The organism is Streptomyces sp. NPDC045470 (assembly GCF_040646595.1).
Lineage (GTDB): Bacteria > Actinomycetota > Actinomycetes > Streptomycetales > Streptomycetaceae > Streptomyces.
On the sequence record NZ_JBEZAN010000009.1, the window covers coordinates 39,100 to 60,468 of the forward strand.

Here is a 21,369-nt window from a genome sequence, read left to right on the forward strand (position 1 = left end):
GGTCTCAGATGACTGGGGGGTGAGGTCAGGTGGCTGGGGACGGGGTCAGGTTCTGCAGGTAGGTGCCGAATCCGTGGGGGGCCCGGGGGGTGGTGCGTCCGGAGGTGAGGACCGGGCAGTGGTCGGTTCTGAGGATGCGGGCGCCGGTGCGTTGCAACGCGGTTGCCAGCGCGTGGTCCTCGCTGTGGGTGAGGGCCGGGAAGCCGTGGGCCCGATGGTAGGCGCGGGCTGCGACGCCCAGGTTGGCGCCGTGTACGTGGGGGTGGTTCCAGGCGCGGCTGCGTTCGGGGCGTCCGGCGAAGTAGAGGGTGTGGTGGTGCTGGGCAGTGGCGGTGCTGAGGGAGGGGTGGGGGGCGATGCGTATGGTGCCCAGTACGCAGTCCCACCCGGCGACGGCCTGCTCGACCTGGTAGGTCAGCCAGGTGGCGGGAACGACGGTGTCGGCGTCGGTCGTGGCGATCCAGGCCCGTTCCGCGGCGGGCCCCAGCAGTTCGAGGCCGTGCGCGACGGCCGCGGCCCGGGCCGCGCCGACGTTGCGCCGGGTGAGCTGAACGACGTGGGCGCCGTGGTGACGAGCGAGAGCGGCGGTGTCGTCGAAGCAGGTGTCGGCGGCGACAACGGTGACCACCGGCAGGTTGCGGGCGAGCAACCGGGGGTGCTGAGTGGCGGTGTGCAGGGCGCGGAGGGCGGCGGGCAGGGCCGCTGCTTCGTTGTGGGCCGGGACGGCGACCACGAGGGCGGTGGGAGGCAGGGACGGGTGGTTCACACCAGCCCCTCGGCTGCCGCGGGAGTGGGCGTGGTGCTGCCGTCGGGCAGACGCCTGGTGAAGGTCTGCAGTACGAAGTCGGTGTCGTCCAGCCGGGTGACGGGGGCGAGTTCGGGTACGGCGGTGAGCAGTGGGGCGAGCTGGGCTCCGGTACGCAGGTGTTCGTCGGCCGGGTGGTTCCAGTGCACGGTGACGAGGGTCGCGCCGGGCTGAAGACTGTCGACGGTCCGCTGGAGCACTGTGTGCAGGGTGGCGTCGTCGAAGTAGTAGAGCAGTTCCGAGAGGACGATGAGGTCGAAGGTCCCTTCGGGCCACTGGTCCGGAATCGCCAGGGGGCGTACGTGGACGTGCGACTGGTCATGGTTGCGGGCGGCGGCCGCACGGACAGCTGCCGGCACCCGGTCGGTGGCCAGTACTTCGTCGCACCGTCCGGCCAGGAGCCGGGTCAGGACGCCGACGGAGCAGCCCGGCTCGAAGGCCCGGCGGTAGCGGCGGCGGGGCAGCGCGGCGACGGTCAGTGCGTACTTGCGCTGTTCGTACCACCGGTCCGCCAAGTGCCAGGGGTCGGCGGAGTGGGCGTACATGCCTGTGAAGTAGGACGGCGGCGTTGCCTGGCTGGTGCTCATATGAAAACCGTCTCGAAGGGGCGGGTGTGGTGGGCGAGTTCGGCGGGAGGGAGGATCACGGTGTCGGGGGCGGGGTCGGCCTTGGCCTTGGTGTCCGTGCCCGTGTCCGTGTCGAGGTTGAACGGGGTGATCTGGCTGGTGAAGTGGTGGATCGCTGCCTGTTTGCGGGCCTGCGCCCAAGAGGGCAGGGGCAGGCGGCGGGCCGTGGACCAGGGCACGCGTGGGTCGCCGGGCGAGGCCCAGTGCCACATCCATATCGGGTAGTGCCAGCACGGTGTGCCGGTCTGCCGGGCAGCGGCGGCCGCGGCACGTCCGGCTGCCTCGTGGTCGGCGTGCAGGTCGCCGGTGAACGGTGCGACGCACAGCCGGGCCCCGGTCTGCCGCAGCACCATGGCGAGCTGACGTGTCAGCCGTCTCTCATGGGCGCCGACGTCCGTGTCGGGGATGTGCAGCCGGTGCGTACGGTATGCGCGCGGGGCGAGGGCGCCGAGCGCGTGTTCGAGTTCGGCGGCCCGCAGTGCGGCGATCCGGCCCGCGGGAAGGTGCGGGTGCGAGCCTTCCCCGTCGGTGACGGTGACGAGGTGGATCGCGCCGGTGAGCTGCGCCATCGTGCCGCCGAAGCCGAGGACCTCGTCGTCGGGGTGGGCGGCGACCACCACGACCGGCCCGGACGGCGGCGGTACGGCGGGCAGCCGTGCCAGGCCGTCCCAGGCGGCCCAGTGCTCCTCCGGGGTGCCGGGTGCCTCGATGGCCGCGGCGGCCGTCTCGCGGTCGAAGGTCTCGGTCATCGTCGCGACCCGGCTTCCTGCGCCACGAGGGCGCCGAGTTCGGCGAGGTTGCGGTCGGCGTGGTGTTGGCGGATGTAAACCGTCAAATCGGCGACGTTACGGGCATGGCGCGGGTCGTGGCACAGCGGGCCCGCGCCGGTCGCCCGCCCGACCCTGTCCAGGACGTCGCGGCATGCCTGCTCCGTGATCGCCCTGACGCGCAGGCTGCGCAGCCGGGCGGTGCCCGAGGTGTCCGACGGGTCGGCGTCGATGGCCTGGGCCGCCTGCCGCAGCACGCTGTGCGCGCCGTGCAGCGCCGTGTCCACCGCGCCCAGGTGCGCGGCGGTCAGCGGGTCCGGGGTGCCGGCGGATGACTGGAAGGTGTCGGCGACGGCCCGCGCACCGCCGAGCCAGCAGGCGGCGACCCCGATGCCGCCGTGCTGGAAGCCCGGCCGGTCCAGGTAGGCCCCCACGGCACCGACGGGCCGGGCCGGCACCGCCGTGAAACGCACGTCGGGGGTGTCGCTTCCGGCCATCCCGATGGCCTGCCAGGTGCCCTCCAGTGGCGCGTACCCGGGGTGGTCGGTGCGTACGGCGAACAGCCGGCGTCCGTGCGGGGTGTCGGCGGTGACCAGGGCGTGGGTGCACGAGTGGGCGCCGGAGCAGTATGCCTTGTGCCCGTCCAGGAGCCACTGGTCGCCCTCCTCACGGGCGAGGAGGCCGGTGTTCGGTGGCTGGGCGGCCCATACACCCCAGTACTCCCCCGGTCCGGGCGGGGCGGAGCCCAGTTCCCGCAGGATGGCCGTGGCGTCGGCGTGCCCCTCGGCCAGGCGGGCCAGTGACAGGTCGGCGCGGCCGAGCGCGTACAGGGCGGCGAAGCGGTCCTGGGTCCGTCCGGCTCCCGGCAGCGGCAGGTCGTGGGCTTCGGTGTCCACCCAGGTACGGAACCGGGCGGCCACCGATCGCCGCAATTCCTCGGCGTCCGGGACGAGTCCGGTTTCCTCTCCAGCGGTTCCCATAATTCCCGCAGTCACTTCTGGTCCGACCTTTCGCGCAGCTTTACCGGCTCGGCTGTCGCCTTCCGGAAACGGTTACGGCCTGCACTCTCGTGCCGGGCCGGTTCGATCCCGAATACCCCGTGCGGGGTCTCTTATACGGCGTTGTCGCTCGGGCCACTTCTGTGCCGGCGGCTGCGCAGATGTGCGCTGACGCTTCCCGGCGATTACGGGGCCGTCCGATTCTTCTGCGGGTGGCGGAAGGCCGGTGTCCATCGCCCGCAGTTCGTCTCCGGCACCAGCAACGAGGGCCGACCGCCTACTCGGGCGGGGGCCCAGGTGCCTGGTCCGGTAAGGGCCCCCCGGTTTCCGGCCCACCGGCGTTTCGGGGCGTCCCTGTCCTGTGCCCGCTCGCCGCGGTGCCGACGAGTGGCCGGTCAGCGGTGTGCAGCAGCTGGTGGAGCCCCTGCGAACCCAAGCGGGACATGCGATGAGATGGGTTCCGTTTGTTGGACATCCGGTGCTGTTCCTCCGGAGTTCCGTTACGTGATCGTCGGAGAGCGGGCACACCCGCCTCCTGGCTTTCTCCTGCCGGAGGCGCACCCTTCCTCCAGCCCACAAGTCCCACAGCCCTGCTCACCGAACTCGATCAGTGGAGTCACGCATGTCGAAGCAGTTCACCCCTGCGCGGTGGTTTCCGTCTGGCCGCGACCGCCGCGGTGACGGTCCTGGCGGTGCTCGCGCCCGCGGCGGGAGCCCTCGCAGCCGGCGCGCCGCACCCGACGACCGGTGCCGGCTCCGCGGTACGGGGCAGGACGGCGGCCAGTACGTCCGCTCGGTCGACCTGGCCGACGGCGGTTCCGTCGCGAAGGTCTACAAGCTCGGTGACCACCACTACCGCGCGGAAGGCTTCGCGGACGGGGTGTCCTTCGGCTCCATCGAGGCCCGTCCGGACCGGCCGTACGCCGCGGGCAGCCTCAACGGGATGTACACCGCCCTGGACAGCGACGGCAACGTCGTGTCCTGGATCCAGCGGATGTCCCAGGGACACGGCGCGCACACGGCGAAGCTCGCCGACGAAGAGACCGTCTTCAAGGTGCGTCCCCTCGGCGACCAGCACCACAAGGCCGAGTTCTCGCGCGGCGGACGGGTGCTCGGCACCGTGGAGGCGGCCCGGGACAGGACGTACGGGGTCTTCCGGGGCGGCAGTGTATGGGCCGTCCTGGACCTGGGCGGCGGTATCGCCTCGTACGTCGGTCCGGCGGACATCGACGCGTGCACCGCCACCAAGACCATCGCCTCGGTACTGCCCGACGGGGGCATGACGGTGGAGCTGACCAACCGCCCGGTCCCGGCGTCCGGCCCCAACGGCCCGCAGGCCATCCTCAAGGACAAGTACGGCGTAGTGGTCGGAGGCGTGAACTTCCACCACCCGGGGCTTGCCACGCTGGGCCTGAAGATGACCGACGTCCTCAGCGGTCGGCCCAAGCTGATCGACCGCCGCCCCGCGGGCGGAGCCGCGCGGACCACGTCCTTCCCCAAGCTTCCCAAACGGTGCTCCAAGACCGCGTAGGGCGGTTCCGGTCATGAGTGACACAGGACTGGCGCGAGGGCTTATGATCACGGTCGACTGTCACAACCGAAAAAGCAGTCGGGCCGTGCTTCGGATGTGACACGGTTCGACGTCGAGGGGGAACTTCACGTGCGTATCCGTACAGGGGTGGCGTCCGCCGCCCTGGCCGGTCTGCTCGCTGTCGGCATGGCTGTCCCGGCGCAGGCCGACAGCGCCGGCACCGCGCAGGACCTCAGCACCTACAGCAGCGATTCCGCCCGCGCCGCCACCGGGGTCGGTGCCTTCCAGACCCTGGGCGACCGGGTTCACTACTCGCACACGGTGCAGGGAAACATCAACGCGCACGGCTGGTGGAAGCTGCTGCGCGGGCCGCGGGCCAAGGCCAAGGTCACGGTCTGGCTCCAGGTCAAGACCGGGTCGGGCTGGAAGACCCTGAAGAAGAACGACAAGACCGTCTGGCCCGGCGGCGGGAGCAACAAGCGCACGGCGGCGGCGTGGAAGTGCACGAACCTGATACAGAAGCACACCTTCCGCAGCATCATCGACGTCGATCTCGTCGGGTACCCGGACGACGCCTACAAGAAGATCACCGACCCGCAGACGCTGTACTGCGGCACGTGATCGAACGCTGACAGCGGCGCCGGAGGGTACCCTCCGGCGCCGCTTGTTCTTTTCGTTCGTTTGGAGCGCATGTGCTGTCCCCCACCGTGATCGTTGGCCTGCACGGGACCCTCACGCCCTTCCCGTGGTTCGACCGAGTGGTCGAGCGGGACGACGAAGGCGCCGGCAGTGCCGAAGGGGCTGAAGAGGCCGAAGGCTCTGTCGAGGAGGACGTGCTCGGCTCCGTGGTCGACCGGGCCGGTGCGTACGGCTGGCAGACCGTGAGCAGCTGGCTGACCGAGGACGGGAAGACCACGGCCGCTCACGAGCCCACCGCGTGGGCGCACGAGGAGGTCGGCGGTGATTGGACGCAGGACGGCGGAGTCCACCAGCTCGGCTGGTTGCAGGCCGGGATCCTCACGGATTCTCCGCGTCCGGGGCTCCCCCTCCGGCCGATCTCCCTGGTGCTGACCGAGGCGCTCACGCGCGTGGGCACGATGGCGTTCACCGGTGTGCATGCCGTGCTGCCGCTTGCGGCGGTCGAGCGGAACACGGCTTTCCACCTGACCGAGTTGGTGCCGTGGTTCGGCCTGGCGGACCCGGACGCCCGGCACGAGGTGGTGGTCACCGTTTCCTGCCGTACCGGTACGGGCGGGATGGATCACGGCAGGGTGGATCGCGGCGGGGCGGAACACGGTGGGGTGGGCAACCGCCGGGTGGACGACGGTGAGATGAGCGCGGGCGACGCCGAGGCCGTGTGCGAGGCGGTACGGGAGATGGCGCAGGGGACCGTGGACTTCTCCGTGCCCGCGGGCTCCTCCGGGCCCGCCGGCTTCCCCGGCTCCGGGCACCGAGGTGCTCTGCCGGGGCTGCCGGGGCTGGACCTCGATCTCGACGGTGGGGTGCACACCGTGGGGATGCGTGAGGTGATGCGCTGGGACTGCCGTACGCGGGAGTGGTCGCCTGACATCGCGGTGTGGCTGGTGGAGATGGTGGTGGAGGGGCTGCGCGGGCTGGGGCGGTCGATGCCGGTGGCCGTGACGGCTTCGCTGGCGTCTCCCGCGTCCCCTCCGGTGGCGTAGCCCGCGCGCTTCAGGGTCTTGAGGAAGGCGACGGACCGGCATATCGTTTGGGGTCAAACAATACTCCGCGAACGTGAACACGGCCGGGAGTCCGGATGACCAAGCCCCACCCCCGCATGACGCTCGTACTGACCGAGAACTGGACCATGACCGGCGGCCGGTGCGACCTCGGCGCCCTGGTGCGCTGGGCCCGCGAGGCGGAGGACGCCGGGTTCGACTCGGTCATGCTCAGCGAGCACGTCGTGCTCGGTCCGGACTCCGGCGCCAAGGGCCCGATGCCCAACCCGCGCGAGTACGCCCTGCCGGGGAACCAGGCCCCGGACACGCCGTGGCCCAGTTCCGTCGTCCTGCTCTCCGCCATGGCAGCCGTCACCGAACGGATCCGGCTCGCCGCCGCGGCCGTACTGGCCCCGCTGCGTCACCCGCTCCTCCTGGCCAAGGAGCTGGCCACACTCGACCTCCTGAGCGAGGGCCGACTTGTCGTCCTGCCGACGGTGAGCTGGAGCGAGGACGAATACGCCGCGCTCCAGGTTCCGTTCGCGCGGCGCGGCCGGCTGCTCGACGAGCACCTGGCTGCCTGGAAGCTGCTCTGGCGGCCCGGCCCCGCCACCTTCGAGGGCGAGCACTACCGCTTCCGCGAGGCCTGGCTGGAGCCGAAGCCGTACCGCGCGGGCGGTCCGGAGCTGTGGTTCGGCGGCTCGTCGCTGCACGGTGCGGTGCTGCGGCGCCTGGTGACGTACGGCCACGGCTTCAACCCGCTGGGGCGCCCCGTGCCGGGCGAGCTGGAGAAGCTGCGCGCGGCGATGGCGGAGGCGGGGCGCGACATGTCCGGGCTGGAGATGGTCGGCGGGACACGTGCCGTCTTCCCCGACGGGACGTCGGTGGCCGACCTCGGCCGAGCGCTGGAGGCCGTACCGGAGCAGATGGAGCAGGGCTTCACGACCTTCTGCATCAAGCCGTCACAGTTCACGGACGATCCGGAGGGCGTCGGGGACTTCTGCCGCGAGGTGCTGCGGCGGGTGGAGCGGCTCACCGGGTGACGCGATGGCGGCGGAGCGCGAGCCCTCACCCGGCGGGGCGCGAGCCCTCACCCGGCGATGCGGCGGGAACTCCCACCCGGCGATGCCGTGGGAAGCCCCCGGCGATGCAGCGGGAGCCCCCACCGGGCAATGCCGCGACGCCGCGCCGCCGCTCCCCCGCGAGCCGGTACCGGCAATCGGTGCACCCCTCTTGCACCGGGGACAGCTCCCGGGCTTATGTTTGGGCCCAAACGACACCGGACGGAAACCGGACGGAAAGGGGTCTTCCATGCCCGGACCCGCAGACCTCGTGCTGGTCAACGGCACCGTGCTGACCGTCGATGCCGCGTTCCGCAGCGTGCAGGCCGTCGCCGTGCGCGACGGTCTGATCGCCGCGACCGGGAGCACCGCCGAGATCCGTGCGCTCGTCGGCCCCGGTACCGAGGTCATCGACCTCGAAGGGCGCACCGCGCTCCCCGGGATCAACGACTCCCATCTGCACGCCGCCGCCTTCGGCGCCACCCGGCCGCCACTCGCGCTGGACGTCGCCTGGCCCGCCGTCTCGTCGATCGCCGGCGTACGCGAGGCCGTGCGCCGGCGGGCCGGTGACCTTCCGCCGGGCCACTGGATATTCGGCAACGGGTGGGACACCGGCTATCTCAAGGAGTGTCTGGCCGATCCGGGCCGTACCTTACGGCGCCAGGACCTGGACGAGGTGTCGCCGGAACACCCCGTGCTGCTGTACGAGTTCTCCGGGCACACGTCCTGGCTCAACTCCCGTGCCCTGGAGGCCGCGGGCATCACCGCCACCACGCCGGTACCGCCCGGCGGTGTCATCGAGACCGACGCCGAAGGCACCCCGACGGGCATCCTCCGTGAGGGCGCGCAGGACCTGGTGAACGCCGTGGTCCCGCTGATGGACGACGCCGCGCGCGAGGCCGCCGTCCGCGCCGCGATCGCGGTCTGCCACGCCGAGGGCATCACCAGCTTCACCGAGCCGGGGCTCGGCCCGGGCGGCACCTCGCTCTTCCTGGGGGTCGCGGACACCGGGACGCTCAACGTGTACGCGCGTCTGGAGGCGGCCGGTGAGCTGCGGGCGCGGGTCAGCGTGCTGCTGCTCCCCCTGGAGATGGGCGGCGCGGCACGGCACCTGCCGGACCGGCTGGCCCAGTTGGAAGGGGTGTGCGCGGCGGCCGACCCGCGGCGGCTGCGCGTACTCGGCGTCAAGCTGTTCGCGGACGGTATTCCGCCGAGCCGTACGGCCTGGATGCACGAGGAGTACGAGGGCGGCGGGTACGGCAGTCTCTGTCTGCACGGCCACAGCGACGCCCAGCGGGTCGAGGAGCTGAACGCGATCGTGCGGTACGCCCACGCCGCGGGCCACCAACTCGGCGTGCACATCACCGGGGACCACGGCATCGACGCGGTCGTCGAAGCCTTCGAGGCGGCACAGGCCGAGACCCCGCGCCCGGACGCACGCCACTACGTCATCCACGGCGACTTCGCCTCGGCCCGCTCGCTCGCCACCCTCGCCGAGCACGGCTGGGGCATCAACATGAACCCCGGGGTCAAGGACGCCACCGCGGATGCGATGGACGCGATCGTGGGGCCCGAGCGCTCCGCGTACCAGTGGCCCGTACGCAGTGCCGTGGCGGCCGGCATCCCGGTCACCGCCAGCTCGGACGCGCCCATCACCTACCCCGACTGGCGCCGGGGCGTGGCCTCGATGATGCTGCGGGAGGCGAAGGCGAGCGGGCGGCAGAGCGGCCCCGAGCAGTGCGTCGACCTGGAGACCGCGATCCGCGCGTACACCTCGAACGCCGCATGGCAGGACTTCGCGGAGAGCTGGAAGGGGACGCTGGAGCCCGGCAAGGTGGCCGACATCTGCGTCGTGGACGGTGATCTCGCGCACGCGGATCCGCACGAGATCGCGGCGATGCCGGTGGCGGCGACGGTTTTCGACGGGGAGATCGTCCATGACACCCGGTGATTCCGTGCGACCGGCCGCCCGGACGCCCGGCCAGCGGTCCACCCGGCGGTCCGTCCCGCAAGCCGCCCGGTGGTTCGCCGGGGTGCTGTCCGGCCGCTTCGCCCGCTGGGCCGTAGCCCTCTCCCCGCGGCGGAAACGGACCCTGTTCGGCTGCTGGTTCGCACTCGACGCCGTACTGGCGCTGGCACCGCCGGTGTACTGGGCCGCGGGCGATCCGCGGTTCCAGAGCGGAACCGGAATCCCGCTGTCCGTCTGCTACTTCCTCGCCCTCGGCGCGCACATCTCGGCAGGCGTCGTCGTCCTGTACGGTGTCGAGTCGGCCCGCGGCGAGATCGACTGACACCTCCTCGGCACGGAGAGGGGCTCGTCCCAGTGAATGTGTTCCTCGGCTACGGCATGGTGGTGCTCTTCTTCTGCGGAGTGCTCTGCACGCTGTACGTGCACCGCAGGCGTGACGCCGACTTCACCGACTACGCCGTCGGCGGCCGCAGCTTCGGCAGCGGCTATCAGACCATGTCGGTCCTCAACACCTGGTTTCCCGGCTCGGTCTTCGTCGCCGACGCGGGCATGGCGGCGGGCAGCGGGGTGATCGGCTTCCATCTGCTGGTCTACGGCCTGTTCGCCTACCTGCTGATGTATCTGATGTCCCGGCGGGTGTGGATGTGGGGCGAGCGGCACGGGCTGCGCACCCAGTCCGACCTGTTCGGGCTGCGCTACGGCGGAACGGCTTCGCGCACCGTGCCCGCGCTGATCCAGGTCTTGGTCAACTTCCCGATGACCGTGCTCGGGATGCAGGCCATGGGGCTGATCTTCTACTACATCTCCTTCGGGCACCTCAGCTACTCCCAGTCGGTGCTCGCGGGGGTGCTGGTCCTGGTGGCCCGCCAGTTCTGGACGGTGCGCATGGGCATGCGCGGCGTGGTCGTCACGGACTTCTACCAGGGCATGATCGCGTACGTCTTCGGGTCGGTCCTGCTGGTGGGGCTGATCGTCTACCTGGCCGTACACGGTCACGGATTCGCGCGGCTGCCCCTGGAGCGGCTGACGCTGCCGACGGGTGGCGACAGCGGCGGGCTCTATCTCTTCGCCCTGACCTTCACCGGATCGGTGGGCGGCTGGTGTCTGTCGGGGATGTTCGTCCGGCTCTTCACCGCGGACGGGGTACGGAGCGTCAAACGCTCCGCCGTGTTCGTGATGCCGGCCTCGCTCGTCTTCGCCGGGCTGCTGCTGACCGCCGCGCTGCTGTCCGGGACGTTGCCCGGTGTCTCCGACGACCCCGACCGCGCCCTGTTCACCCTGGCGCAGCACATCGGCGGCCCGTGGGTCATCATCGCGATCGCCCTGTGCGTCCTGGCCGCGCAGATCGGTATGGCCGATGGGGTGCTCCAGTCCGTGGGCACGCTCATCTCCAACGACCTGGTGGCCGTGTACCGGCCGATGGACGACAAGGGGCGGCTGCTGGCGGCGAAGGTGTCCATCGCCGTCTACACGGTGGCCGCCGCACTGGTCGCCAACATCGGGCTCAGCAACCTCATCACGCTGTCGATCATGGCGTACCAGGGGGTGGTGCAGCTCGCCGTCCCGCAGTTCCTCGGCCTCTTCTGGAAGCGCGGCAATCGCACCGGCACGGTCGCCGGGACCGTGTCCGGCTTCGTCACCGCCGCCGGGCTCTCGGCGGTCTACCCCACCTTCATTCCCTGGCTGAACGGCCTGACCTCGGGGATCGTGGGTCTGGCCGTCAACCTCGCGGTGTACGTCGCGTGTGCGTGCCTGCTCCCGCAGAGTACGGCGGAGAGGCGGCGGGTCGCCGGGCTGTTCACCGCCACCTCCGTGTCCGGTACGCCGGTGACGCGGGGCAGGGCCGCCGAGGGGGTCTAGGAAGGGCGGGGAGGCTGCAGAACAGCGGGAATGCTTAGGACTGTCGAGGAGGCCCAGGACCGGCGAGGAGGCCCAGGACCGGCGAGGAGGTCTAGGACCGGCGAGGGGGTCGGGTGCCGCGGTGTTCCCAGTCGCCGCCGAGGGCCGTGGACAAGACCTCCTCCGAGGCCGTCGGCTGTGCACCGCAGTCGTCCCGGACGGGTGTCGGGCCCGCCACGATGTGGTTGGTCAGCCGCCCCAGACCCTCCGCCTCGACCTCCACGACGTCACCCGGCCGGACGGGGCGTGAATGCGCGGGCGTGCCCGTGAGGAGGACGTCGCCGGGGACGAGGGTGATGGTCCGGGCGATGTCGGCGACGAGGTAGTGCATGTCCCACGTCATCTCGTCGGTGGAACCGTCCTGCGCCAGCTCGCCGTTGACGTACGTACGCAGGTACTTGCCGCGGAAGTCCCACCCCGTCACCAGCCCGGGGCCCAGGGGGCAGAGTGTGTCGGAGCCCTTGACCCGGAGCATCGAACCGGCGTCGGTGTCGCGGAAGTCGTGCAGGCCGTAGTCGTTGGCGACGGTGTATCCGGCGATGTGGTGGCCGGCGTCGTCCGGTGCGACGTTGCGGCACACGCGGCCGATGACGAGCGCGATCTCGCCCTCGTAGTTGAGGTACTGGCAGCCTTCGGGGCGCACCACCGCTCCCCCGTGCGCGTTGAGTGCGGAGACGGGCTTGTGGAAGTACGTGGGTGCGGGGGGCAGCGAGGCCTGGAACTCGTCGACTCTGCTGCGGTGGTTGAGGTGCACCGCGATCACTTTCGAGGGCTGTACGGGTGGCAGGTGCCGGGCGGCGGCCGCCTGCACGCGGCGGCCGTCGCCTGCGATGAGGGCTTCGCCCTCCCGTACGACGTGGACGACGGCGCCGTCGAGCAGGATGCGGCGGTATTCGCGGGTTCCGTCCTGACCAGGAGTGCGTGCTGCGTTCATGGCGCCTCCGTTTCCGGGCACGGGGTGCCCTGTTGGTGCGTCGCGCGGTGCGGGGACGTGGTGGCTCGTCGCGCCGTTCCCCGCGCCCCTTCCGGGCACGGCGCCCTCCGGAAGCGCCCTTACCCGGTCCAGCCGTCTGCCGGGCGGTCGAACCACAGGTGGATCTGTCCCGTTCCGATCGAGTTCTCGTACGCGCTGTAGGCGCGCGCGGGTGCGGTCAGGCGGTCCTCGCCCAGGGCGCCCGCCAGCATCAGGTAGTGCCCGAAGCCCGCTTCGGGCCGGTGGGCGGCGAACTCCGGCATGGTGCGCAGCACGCGGGCGTGGTCGCCGCGCAGGAACCATGCGATCCGCTGCTCGTCGGCGGCGCGCGCCTCGGGGGTGCGGAGGTGCGCGGGATCGCTCGCTTCGTGGTCGCGCAGTTCGCGCAGCGGCCAGAAGGTGTGGGACAGCGCGCCGGAGGCGGTCAGCAGCACCTTGCGGTCCGGCAGTGCGGCGATGCCGTCGGCTAGCGCGCGGCCGAGCCGGAGGTGGTCCTCGTCGTCCCCGGTCTGGCACACCCCTACGGAGATCCACCGTTTGTGGGGCAGCCCCCGGCCGAGGTACGTCCAGAGGTTGACGGTGGCGTAGTGGACCGGCAGGCAGGGGTCGTCGATCGGAGTGATCCAGGTACCGTGCCGGCCGGCGAAAGCGGCGGCGGCCCGGGCGAGTTCGGGGTCGCCGGGGAAGTCGTAGGGTATGCGGCACATGCCGCGTGGCAGTTCGTCCGAGGTGTAGAGCCCTGCCCGCCTGTCCTGCGCGGCGACGACGAATTCGACGGTGGTCGCCCAGTGCGAGTCCAGAACGACGACCGTGTCGTAGTCGAGGGCCTCGAAGACGTCCCGGCGCAGTCTGCGCAGTCCCGGTACGAGGCTGACCTCCCGTCCCCGGTTGAGCTCCCGCCGGCCGGCTTCGGGCAGGACGATGGTGGGGACGTGGGCGAGAAGACCGGCGCCGACGATCTCACCCATGGCGCTGCCATCCCTTCGGTGCCGTGACGGTGTTCTTGAGGTCGCAGTAGAAGTCGAAGCTCCAGTCGCCGCCCTCGCGCCCCGTGCCGGACTCGCGGGAGCCGCCGAAGGGCGCGGCGAGGTCACGGACGACGAAGCAGTTGATCCAGACCGTCCCGGCGACGAGCCGCGCGCCGACACGGGCCGCGCGCTCGCGGTCCCCGGTGGCCAGGGTGGCGGCCAGCCCGTAGCGGGTGTCGTTGGCCAGGGCCACGGCCTCGTCCTCGGTGCTGAAGCTCTGGAGGGTGAGTACGGGGCCGAAGATCTCCTCCTGCACGATCTCGGAGTCCTGCGCGACGTCGGTCAGCAGCGTCGGCCGGTAGTACGTGCCGCCGGTCCGCTCGTTCAGTTCGGTGTGCGGGCCGCCGCCGAGGAGCGCGGTGGCGCCTTCGGCCAGTGCGCGCCGGACGAAGCCGTCGACCCGTTCCAGGTGCCGGGGGTGGACGAGGGGGCCGATGCCGGTGGGCTCCTCGCGCGGGTCGCCCTGGACGAGGGCCCGGGCCCGGTCGGTGAAGCGCTCCAGGAAGGCGTCCCGTACGGAGTCCTCGACGAGCAGCCGGGTCGCGGCCAGACAGACCTGGCCCGCGTTGTCGTACTGCTCGACGGCCAGGTCGGCGGCCAGGTCGAGGTCGGCGTCCGCGAAGACGAGCAGGGGCGACTTGCCGCCGAGTTCGAAGCTGGTGGGCACCAGGTTCGCGGCCGCGGCACGGGCGATCCGCCGCGCCGTGGGCACGGAGCCCGTGAAGCTGATGCGGCGCACGTCCGGGTCGGACACGAGGGGCGCGCCGGCCTCGTCCCCGTACCCCTGGAGGACGTTGAGAACCCCCGGGGGCAGCCCGGCCTCGGCGGCGATGTCCGCGAGGAGCGAGGCGGTGAGCGGGGTCCATTCGGCGGGTTTGAGGATCACCGGGTCACCTGCGGCCAGCGCGGGGCCGATCTTCCAGGTGGCCAGCATCAGCGGCGCGTTCCACGGTGTGACGAGCGCGGCGGGGCCGGCCGGGTCCCAGGTCACGTGGTTGGTGTGGCCATGGGTCGCGAAGTCGTCGTGGCCGAGGGCGAGCAGGCGGTCGGCGAAGAAGCGGAGGTTGTGCGCCGCGCGGGGCACCACTCCGCGCCGGTGGGAGCGCAGCAGCGCGCCGTTGTCCGCCGTCTCGACGGCGGCGAGGTCTTCGAGGCGTGCCTCGATGCCGTCCGCGACGGCGTGCAGCAGCCGGGCGCGCTCCCGGTGGGGTGTCGCGGCCCAGCCGGGGAAGGCGGCGCGGGCGGCGGCGACGGCCGCCCGTGCCTCCTCGGCGCCGCCCCGGGCGATCTCGGCGAGTGGGGTGCCGTCGAGGGGTGAGCGGTCGGTGAAGGTGGTGGTGGAGGCGAGGCGTTCGCCGCCGATCCAGTGACGGGTGTCGACGGGAACTCCGGCGACCGTGGTGGTGAAGCCGGTGGTCGGGGCGGTGGCTCCGGTGGTGGCGGAGGTGGCTCCGGACGCGATGCCGGTGCCTCCGGGCGTGGTGGCGGTGGGGTGCGGGCGGTCCCGGCGCTCCGACGGTTCCGGGGCTGCCGGGTGCGCCGGGGAGCCCGGTGCGGGCGCGGGGCGAGCCATCACAGCCTCCAATTCGTTTGAGGCCAAACAAAATAGGCGGCCCCGCTCCAGGCGGTCAACCCCTTCCCTGACGGCCCCTCATGACTATCATTTGACCCCAAACATCACGCCGGAGCCTCGCCCCGAAAGAGGCGGAAGAGACGGGTGCGACGGGAGAGATGCCCATGCCGGACAGTGACACCAGCCACGACACCTGGCTGCGCCGGGCGGACCGACGGGTGCCGCCCACCCGCCACCGCACCGCGGGCGCGGACGGCTCGGGCACGACCTTCCGCGCCCTGTCCCCGCGCGACGGCCGTGAGCCGGCCGTCGTCGCGGGCGCCGGCGAGCGGGAGGTCGACCGGGCGGTCCCCGCGGCCCGGCGCGCCTTCGACGCGGGCCCCTGCCCCCGTCTCTCCCCCGCCGCGCGCGGGCGGGTCCTGCCGCGCCTCGCCGACCTGACCGAGGAGCACCGGCCGGACCTCGCCCTGGCCGTCAGCCTGGAGAACGGTAAGCCGGTCAGCGAGGTGTACGGCATCGAGCTGCCCGCCGCCATCGCCACGTTCCACTGGCACCATCCGGAACTCCCCGCTCTCGCCCGCCTCCTGGAAGCTCGCTCCTGCGCTCGCCGCCGGCTGTACGGCCGTACTGAAGCCGTCCGAGCTGACACGGCTGCCCGAGCTGCCACCGCTGTCCGCGCTGCTCCTCGGCCGGCTCGCGGACGAGGCGGGGCAGCCGCCGGGGGTGCTCAACGTGGTCGCGGGCGACGGCCCCCTGGCGGGGCGCGCACTCGGCCTGCACCCGGACGTGGACGTCCTCGCCTTCACCGGATCGACGGCCGTGGGACGCCACTTCCTGCGCCCTGCAGCCGACTCCGACCTCAAGCGTCTCCGGCTCGAACGGGGCGACAAATCACCGAACATCGCGCTGCCCGACGCACCCGACCTGGAGACAGGCGCGGTGGCAGGCGCGGCTCGCGCGCGTTCCGTACTCGCCCACGTACGAGCCGGACGGGAGGCGGGCGCCCGGTTGCGCACCGGCGGCACCCGCCTGGACCGCGCACTCGGCGGCAGCTACCTGGAGCCGACCGTCTTCGACCGGGTCACGCCGGACATGCGGCTCGCCCGGGAAGAGTTCGGCGGTTACAAGCAGTCGGGCAACGGGCGCGACAAGTCCGTATACGCGCTGGAGAAGAACACCGCGCTCAAGACGACATGGATCCCAGTGGTGAACACGTCGCGCGACGGCGCCCGTCCCCTCGTCGCCCCCCTCAGCGTTGCTCCGCTTCGGCCTCGTCGCTGCGGTACGGCGCCGCGGTGACCGCGCGGGCGCTGTCGGAAGCTGTGCCGCGCGCGGGCGGCGAACCGTTCGTGCTGCATCCGGGCCTGCCGGAGGTGGCGGACGAGCGGCCGGCCCGCTGCGACGGCGTGCTGCTGCCGGGCGGCGGTGACCTGGCACCGCACCTCTACGACACGGGCGCCGAGGTCCACGACAGGGACCACGACGTCGACGCGGAGCAGGACGCGTTCGATCTCGCGGTGGCGCGGTACGCGCTGGCGAGCCGGTTGCCGCTGCCGGCTGTCTGCCGCGGGCTCCAGGTCGTCGACGTCGCCCTCGGCGGAACGCTGCGCCAGGACAGGGGCGGCCGGGGGCACGACCACCGGCACCTGATCCACCATGTCGCGCTCGCGGCGGGCTCGACGGTCGCGAGGGCGATGACGAGAGCAGCGGCTGCGGCTGTGTCCGTGTCCGTGTCCGTGCCTGTTGGCTGGGGCTGGAGATTGGGCTGGGGAAACCGACAAGGTGGAGGTGTCATGCTGTCACCACCAGTGCACGGACCGGCTGGGCGAAGGGCTCGCCGTCACCTGGCGCGCCGCGGACGGCACCGTGGAAGCCCTCGAACTGCCGGGCCGCCGCGCGTGGCGCGTGGCGGTGCAGTGGCACCCCGAGGACACGGCGGCAGCCGATCCCGCCCAGCAGGGCCTGTTCGACGCGTTGGCCGAGGCGTGGGGGCGGTTCCCCTGAGGGCGGTTCAGCTCCGGGAGGGGCGGCGTCCGCTGCGTCGCGGACGGGGGTCGGCCCCGTCGAGAAGGGCGAGCCGCCGTTCCTCCCCGTTCTCCTCCGTCTGCACCACGATCTTCCGCAGCAGGTCGGCCAGTGTCCTGCACTCCTCGTCGGTCAGCCGGTCGGAGACGAAGACCTCCTCCGCGTTGAAGGCGGGAAACACCTCGGCCATCAGTTGCTCGCCCCGGTCCGTCAGCCGCAGCAGCACCAGGCGCCCGTCGGAGGGGTGGCTGTTGCGTTCGAGGAGGCCCCGGCTCTGGAGGGTGCGGCACACCCCCGTCAAGGTGCCCTTGGAAATGCCCGCCTCCGCCGCCACATGGCGGGTCTCCGTCTCGCCCCAGATCCACACGACCCACAGCACGACGAACGAGGTCCAGGACAGTTCGGCGCCCCGCAGTACGGAGTTCTCGAAGTGCTGACGCACGGCCGCGGCGGCGCGGTAGATGTTCGCCACTGCGACCATCTGTACGTGCCGGATCGGTGTGTCGCCCAGTTTGGCCTGTACGGCCTTCTCGGTCTCCCGGATGGAACGGTGCTCCGTCACGTCGTGTTCTCCCACGTCTCTCGCCGTCGCCGGCAATCCCCTGCCGCGTTCCGTGCGCCCCCGTAAGACCGTTGCCGTTCGCGATCCTTACGGACTCAAACGATAACCCGCACCGCCCTGGCCCATCCGCTCTCTCCCGAAGGCAGTTTCCGGAAGCACCCTTACGGCTGCCGGAAGCACCCTTCCAGCAGCCCTCGGCGCCCGTGGGCCCGCTGCCTTCGCCGTACCCAGCACACCGTCGCACGCCAGCCAGCGAAAGGGAGTTCCGCATGCCCCGGCCCGCCCGACCCACCCGGCCTGATGAGCCGGCCCGGAACGATCAGCCCACCCGACCCGACCAGCCCGACCGATCCGACCAGCCCGACCGATCCGACCAGCCCGACCGATCCGACCAGCCCGACCGATCCGACCAGCCCGACCAGACAGGCCCGACCGACCAGCCCGGCCGGACCGCCCCCAGCGACCGGCCTGTCCTGCTCGTGGCCGGGGCCAGCAGCGGGATCGGCGCCGCCGTCGCCGCGCGCGGTACGGACGGAGGGGCGCGCGTCGCCGTGTGCGCCCGGCGCGCCGGTGCGCTGCGCGCGGTCGCGGACGCGTGCGGAGCGACGCCCTACGTCGCCGACGTGACCGTACGCGGCGAGGTCGACGAACTGGTCGCGGCCGTGGTGCGGGACCACGGCCGGCTGGACGGCGTGGTCGCCAACGCCGGGACCATACGGCCCGGCGGCCTGCTCGACCTCAGCGACGAGGACTGGGACGCCACGCTGCGCACCAACCTCACCTCCGTCTTCCTGCTCGCCCGCGCGGCCCTTCCCCACCTGGCGGCCGCGCGGGGCGCGTTCGTCACCGTGGGCTCCGTCGCCGGGCTGCGCGCCGCCGCGGGCGCGAGCGCGTACGCCGCGTCCAAGGCGGGGGCCGGCATGCTGACGAGCGTCATCGCCGCGGAGTTCGGGCCGCACGGAGTACGTGCCAACACGGTCTGCCCCGGCTGGACGCGCACGGAGATGGCGGACGAGGAGATGCGGGAGTTCACCGGCGGGCTTTCCTTGGACGCGGCGTACGCGCAGGCCACGGTGCTGGTGCCGCAACGGCGCGCAGCGGCGGCCGAGGAGGTGGCGGACGCCGTGCTGTGGCTCCTCGGGCCACGGTCGTCGTACGTCAACGGGGCGACGCTGACCGTGGACGGCGGCCTGACCTCGGTCGACGCGGGGCGGGTGCCGTTCGACTTCCACGTGACGCCGCGGTGAATCCGTACCCCTGACGGACACCGCGCACCGGTACCGCCGACAGGTACCAGGGACAGGTGACGCAGACGTTCTTGTGGCGCCGCGAGGCGCGGGCGCGTACCGCTACGCGCCCGCCCCCTCCGACATGCCCGCACCTCCTGGCGCGCCCGCACCCCGCTCCAGCACCGTCCCCCCGTCCCAGCACACCCCCACCTGACGGTAGTAGGCCCCGATCGGCTCCACGACGGCGAGAGCCGCCAACTCCTCCGTGGGCGACTCGAACAGGTCCAGCTCCGCGTCCGCCGCCCACGCCTGCCCTCCCTGGAAGGAAGCGGCTCCGCTCTCGACCAGCTCGTCCAGCGCGAGTCCCGTCCCGTCGATCGAGGGCAGCACGCGGTGATGGGCCATCGGGTGGGCGTTCACGAAGCCGCCCGTCGCCGACGGTTCGCGCAGCGTGGCGACCACCTGTGCCAGCCGCCGGTCCCCCGCCGCGAGCGTCGCGCCGAAGACGGCGCCGGGCTCGATGCGGGGTGCCGGCCCGTACGGGTGCGGCCTGGTCAGGTGGATGGAGCCGAGCTTCTTCGGGTAGCCCTGGTGGATCCCGCGAGCGAGGGCGAAGTCCTTGTCGACCCAGATGTGGACACAGCGCGAGTACGTTCGACCGCGGTAGCCGCAGCGTACGACCGCGAAGCACTCCTTGTACTGGCTGCGGACCGGGTCGAGCAACTCCTCCTTCCCCGCGCCGCAGGACTGCCAGTCCGCCCAGATCAGCGCGACGGCACCCGGGTCCTCGGCCGCGGGGACGAGCGGCTCGGGGAGGAGTTCGCGCACCCGGGCTGGGTCGGTGCGGTATTCGACGGTGAGCAGGTCGCCCGAGTAGTACCAGGGCGGGGACGGGATCAGCGAGGCCCGCCCCGTGGCGGTCCGGGGCGGGAAGAAGCCCCGGACAGCCGCTGCGACCGAAGTGGTGGACTCGGAGGACACGGTGGGCTCGTCGGCCTCGGCGGGCACGGCGGACTCGATGGGCACAGCGACTCCTCGGGCTCCTCGGATTTCTCTCTCGACATGTCGTTTGGGCCCGTACGGTATGCCCTCGCCCCCGGGTTGTCACGAGCGAGCGAGCCGGTCGCGCCACCGGTCCGCCGCCCCCTCTTGCGCGGCACCCACACCCTCCATAATGTTCGACCCCAAACGACTTCCGAGTGAGCCCGCGCACAGTCCCCGCAGGAAGGCTGGACAGGGTGAGCGAACAGAGCCCGGCACACAGCGACCAGGCCCGGCAGGCCGTCGCGGCACTGCGAGCACAGGACATCGACGTGGTGCGCGTCGTCTACCCCGATCTGCTCGGCGCCGACCGCGCCCGCGACATCCTCGTCAGCCATCTGCCGGCCGCCGCGCACCACGGTCTGGCGTTCTGCCGCGCGGTCTACCACACCAGCCCCCAGAGCGACACCGTTCCCATGCCGGGGGGCCTCTCGGCAGGGATGCCGGACATCTCGGTCCGGCCCGACCTGGACACCCTGCACCGACTCCCCTGGGAACCCGGCGTCGCCTGGTGCCTGGGCGAGGCCCTCGACCCGGCAACCGGGCGCCCGGCCCCCGAATCCCCGCGCGACCTGCTGCGCCGCGTCCTCGACCGGATCGGCGCGGAACCGTACCCGGTGGTCGGCCCCGAGCTGGAGTACTACCTGTGCGAACGGGACGAGAGCGCCGTCACCGGCTGGTCTCCGTACGGGCGGGCTCCGGGCAACGTCTACAGCGCGGGGCTGCGCGGCGACCCCGACGGTCATCTGCTGCGCACCCTGCGGCACCTGAAGGAACTGGAGATCGGCGCGACGGCCGGCAACCGCGAGTTCGGCAGCGGTCAGTTCGAGATCAACCTCGGCCATTCGGCGGCGCTCGACGCCGCCGACCGCGCGTTCCGCTTCAAGGCGGCCGTCAAGGAGATAGCCCGCACGGAAGGACGGCTGGCCACCTTCATGGCCAGGCCCTTCAACGAAGAGGGCGGCTCCGGCTTCCACCTGCACCTGTCGATGGTGGACGCGGACGGGCGCAACGTCTTCGAAGGCCGCCACGAGGGCGACCCGCACGGCCTGTCCGCCGCCGCGCGGCACGCGACCGCCGGCGTCCTCACCCACGCGCCCGCGCTCACCGCGCTGCTGAATCCGACCGTCAACTCCTACAAGCGCTTCGGCCCGGACAGCCTCGCCCCGTGGCTGATCGACTGGGGACTGGACAACCGCAGCGCCATGGTGCGCATACCGCCCGAGCGCGGCGACGGCACCCGCCTGGAACTGCGCCTCGGTGACGCCACGGCCAACCCGTACCTCGCCGTCGCGGGCGCGATCGCCGCCGTGGGGCTCGGCCTGCGGGAAAAGCGCGAGCCGCCCGAGCCGCTGGAAGGCTACGGCTATCGGGAAGACACCGCGGCGCGGCTGCCGGGCACGCTCACCGAGGCGCTGGACGCGCTGGAGAACGACACGGAGTTGACGGACATGCTGGGAGTCGACTTCACCCATTCCTTCCTCACGTACAAGCGCAATGAAATCCAGCGGTTCCGGCAATACGTCACCGACTGGGAATTCAAGGAGTACGCCTTTCTCCTGTGACAGGCCCCGCCCGCGCCGGGTCCCTTCGTGTGCCGCCC

At 72.0% G+C, this 21,369-nt stretch carries 18 protein-coding genes and 2 pseudogenes; 11 read left to right on the plus strand and 9 right to left on the minus strand.

All coding sequences use genetic code 11. The features are described 5' to 3' along the window. Positions 1-25: 25 nt before the first annotated feature. Genes AB0A97_RS24175 through AB0A97_RS24190 form a run of 4 tightly spaced genes read right to left on the minus strand, consistent with a single transcriptional unit; the run spans position 26 to position 3,178 of the window. A complete protein-coding gene (locus tag AB0A97_RS24175) occupies positions 26-766 on the minus strand; it encodes a glycosyltransferase (RefSeq protein WP_361153500.1) in 741 nt (246 codons plus the stop codon). Next, a complete protein-coding gene (locus AB0A97_RS24180) occupies positions 763-1,392 on the minus strand; it encodes an SAM-dependent methyltransferase (RefSeq protein WP_361153502.1) in 630 nt (209 codons plus the stop codon). The genes AB0A97_RS24175 and AB0A97_RS24180 overlap by 4 nt, the downstream gene beginning before the upstream one ends. Next, the gene (locus tag AB0A97_RS24185) at positions 1,389-2,180 is read right to left on the minus strand and encodes a PIG-L family deacetylase (protein WP_361153505.1); all 792 of its coding nucleotides are present in this window, start codon (positions 2,178-2,180) and stop codon (positions 1,389-1,391) included. The genes AB0A97_RS24180 and AB0A97_RS24185 overlap by 4 nt, the downstream gene beginning before the upstream one ends. Next, entirely contained in the window at positions 2,177-3,178 is a 1,002-nt protein-coding gene (locus tag AB0A97_RS24190) for an acyl-CoA dehydrogenase family protein (RefSeq protein WP_361153508.1), read from the minus strand. The genes AB0A97_RS24185 and AB0A97_RS24190 overlap by 4 nt, the downstream gene beginning before the upstream one ends. A 640-nt stretch (positions 3,179-3,818) precedes the next feature. Between AB0A97_RS24190 and AB0A97_RS24195 the strand changes: the two genes are divergently transcribed. The 7 genes from AB0A97_RS24195 (at position 3,819) to AB0A97_RS24225 (ending at position 11,296) form a co-directional block, all read left to right on the plus strand. Then, a complete protein-coding gene (locus AB0A97_RS24195) occupies positions 3,819-4,727 on the plus strand; it encodes a hypothetical protein (RefSeq protein WP_361153510.1) in 909 nt (302 codons plus the stop codon). Positions 4,728-4,856: 129 nt separating this feature from the next. Beyond that, the gene (locus AB0A97_RS24200) at positions 4,857-5,348 is read left to right on the plus strand and encodes a hypothetical protein (RefSeq protein WP_361153513.1); all 492 of its coding nucleotides are present in this window, start codon (positions 4,857-4,859) and stop codon (positions 5,346-5,348) included. Positions 5,349-5,419: 71 nt separating this feature from the next. Next, positions 5,420-6,409 (plus strand): hypothetical protein, encoded by a 990-nt coding sequence (locus AB0A97_RS24205; RefSeq protein WP_361153516.1) that lies wholly within the window; start codon positions 5,420-5,422, stop codon positions 6,407-6,409. Positions 6,410-6,504: 95 nt separating this feature from the next. Continuing rightward, positions 6,505-7,449: a TIGR03619 family F420-dependent LLM class oxidoreductase gene (locus AB0A97_RS24210; protein WP_361153519.1), complete on the plus strand. Its 945-nt coding sequence runs from the start codon at positions 6,505-6,507 to the stop codon at positions 7,447-7,449. A gap of 268 nt (positions 7,450-7,717) precedes the next feature. Further along, positions 7,718-9,418, plus strand: a complete 1,701-nt coding sequence (locus AB0A97_RS24215; protein WP_361153522.1) for an amidohydrolase — start codon at positions 7,718-7,720, stop codon at positions 9,416-9,418. Next, a complete protein-coding gene (locus AB0A97_RS24220; protein ID WP_361153525.1) occupies positions 9,405-9,758 on the plus strand; it encodes a hypothetical protein in 354 nt (117 codons plus the stop codon). The genes AB0A97_RS24215 and AB0A97_RS24220 overlap by 14 nt, the downstream gene beginning before the upstream one ends. Before the next feature lie 32 nt (positions 9,759-9,790). Then, on the plus strand, positions 9,791-11,296 hold the full coding sequence (locus AB0A97_RS24225; protein ID WP_361153527.1) for a sodium:solute symporter family protein: 1,506 nt from the start codon (positions 9,791-9,793) through the stop codon (positions 11,294-11,296). A gap of 91 nt (positions 11,297-11,387) precedes the next feature. Here the strand turns inward: AB0A97_RS24225 and AB0A97_RS24230 are convergent, their stop codons facing one another. From AB0A97_RS24230 to AB0A97_RS24240, 3 genes are all read right to left on the minus strand, one after another. Then, positions 11,388-12,269, minus strand: a complete 882-nt coding sequence (locus tag AB0A97_RS24230; protein WP_361153529.1) for a fumarylacetoacetate hydrolase family protein — start codon at positions 12,267-12,269, stop codon at positions 11,388-11,390. A 119-nt stretch (positions 12,270-12,388) separates the two neighbouring features. Then, entirely contained in the window at positions 12,389-13,276 is an 888-nt protein-coding gene (locus AB0A97_RS24235) for a catechol 1,2-dioxygenase (protein WP_361153531.1), read from the minus strand. Then, positions 13,269-14,909, minus strand: coding sequence for an aldehyde dehydrogenase (locus AB0A97_RS24240; protein ID WP_361153534.1), 1,641 nt, complete (start codon positions 14,907-14,909; stop codon positions 13,269-13,271). The genes AB0A97_RS24235 and AB0A97_RS24240 overlap by 8 nt, the downstream gene beginning before the upstream one ends. Positions 14,910-15,073: 164 nt before the next feature. Here AB0A97_RS24240 and AB0A97_RS24245 point away from each other — a divergent pair. Then, a pseudogene (locus tag AB0A97_RS24245) lies at positions 15,074-16,115 on the plus strand (aldehyde dehydrogenase family protein); the annotation flags it as partial. After that, positions 16,103-16,913: pseudogene (locus tag AB0A97_RS24250) on the plus strand (type 1 glutamine amidotransferase). The pseudogenes AB0A97_RS24245 and AB0A97_RS24250, both read left to right, overlap by 13 nt. Before the next feature lie 7 nt (positions 16,914-16,920). On the opposite strand, the gene AB0A97_RS24255 reads toward AB0A97_RS24250, so the two are convergent. Next, positions 16,921-17,496, minus strand: a complete 576-nt coding sequence (locus tag AB0A97_RS24255; RefSeq protein WP_361153537.1) for a MarR family transcriptional regulator — start codon at positions 17,494-17,496, stop codon at positions 16,921-16,923. A gap of 269 nt (positions 17,497-17,765) precedes the next feature. Between AB0A97_RS24255 and AB0A97_RS24260 the strand changes: the two genes are divergently transcribed. Beyond that, entirely contained in the window at positions 17,766-18,743 is a 978-nt protein-coding gene (locus AB0A97_RS24260; RefSeq protein WP_361153540.1) for an SDR family oxidoreductase, read from the plus strand. Between the two features lie 102 nt (positions 18,744-18,845). On the opposite strand, the gene AB0A97_RS24265 is transcribed toward AB0A97_RS24260, so the two are convergent. Continuing rightward, positions 18,846-19,706, minus strand: coding sequence for an acetoacetate decarboxylase family protein (locus tag AB0A97_RS24265; RefSeq protein ID WP_361153983.1), 861 nt, complete (start codon positions 19,704-19,706; stop codon positions 18,846-18,848). A 257-nt stretch (positions 19,707-19,963) separates the two neighbouring features. Here AB0A97_RS24265 and AB0A97_RS24270 point away from each other — a divergent pair, with 257 nt between their 5' ends. After that, positions 19,964-21,331: a glutamine synthetase family protein gene (locus tag AB0A97_RS24270; RefSeq protein WP_361153543.1), complete on the plus strand. Its 1,368-nt coding sequence runs from the start codon at positions 19,964-19,966 to the stop codon at positions 21,329-21,331. Positions 21,332-21,369 lie beyond the last annotated feature (38 nt).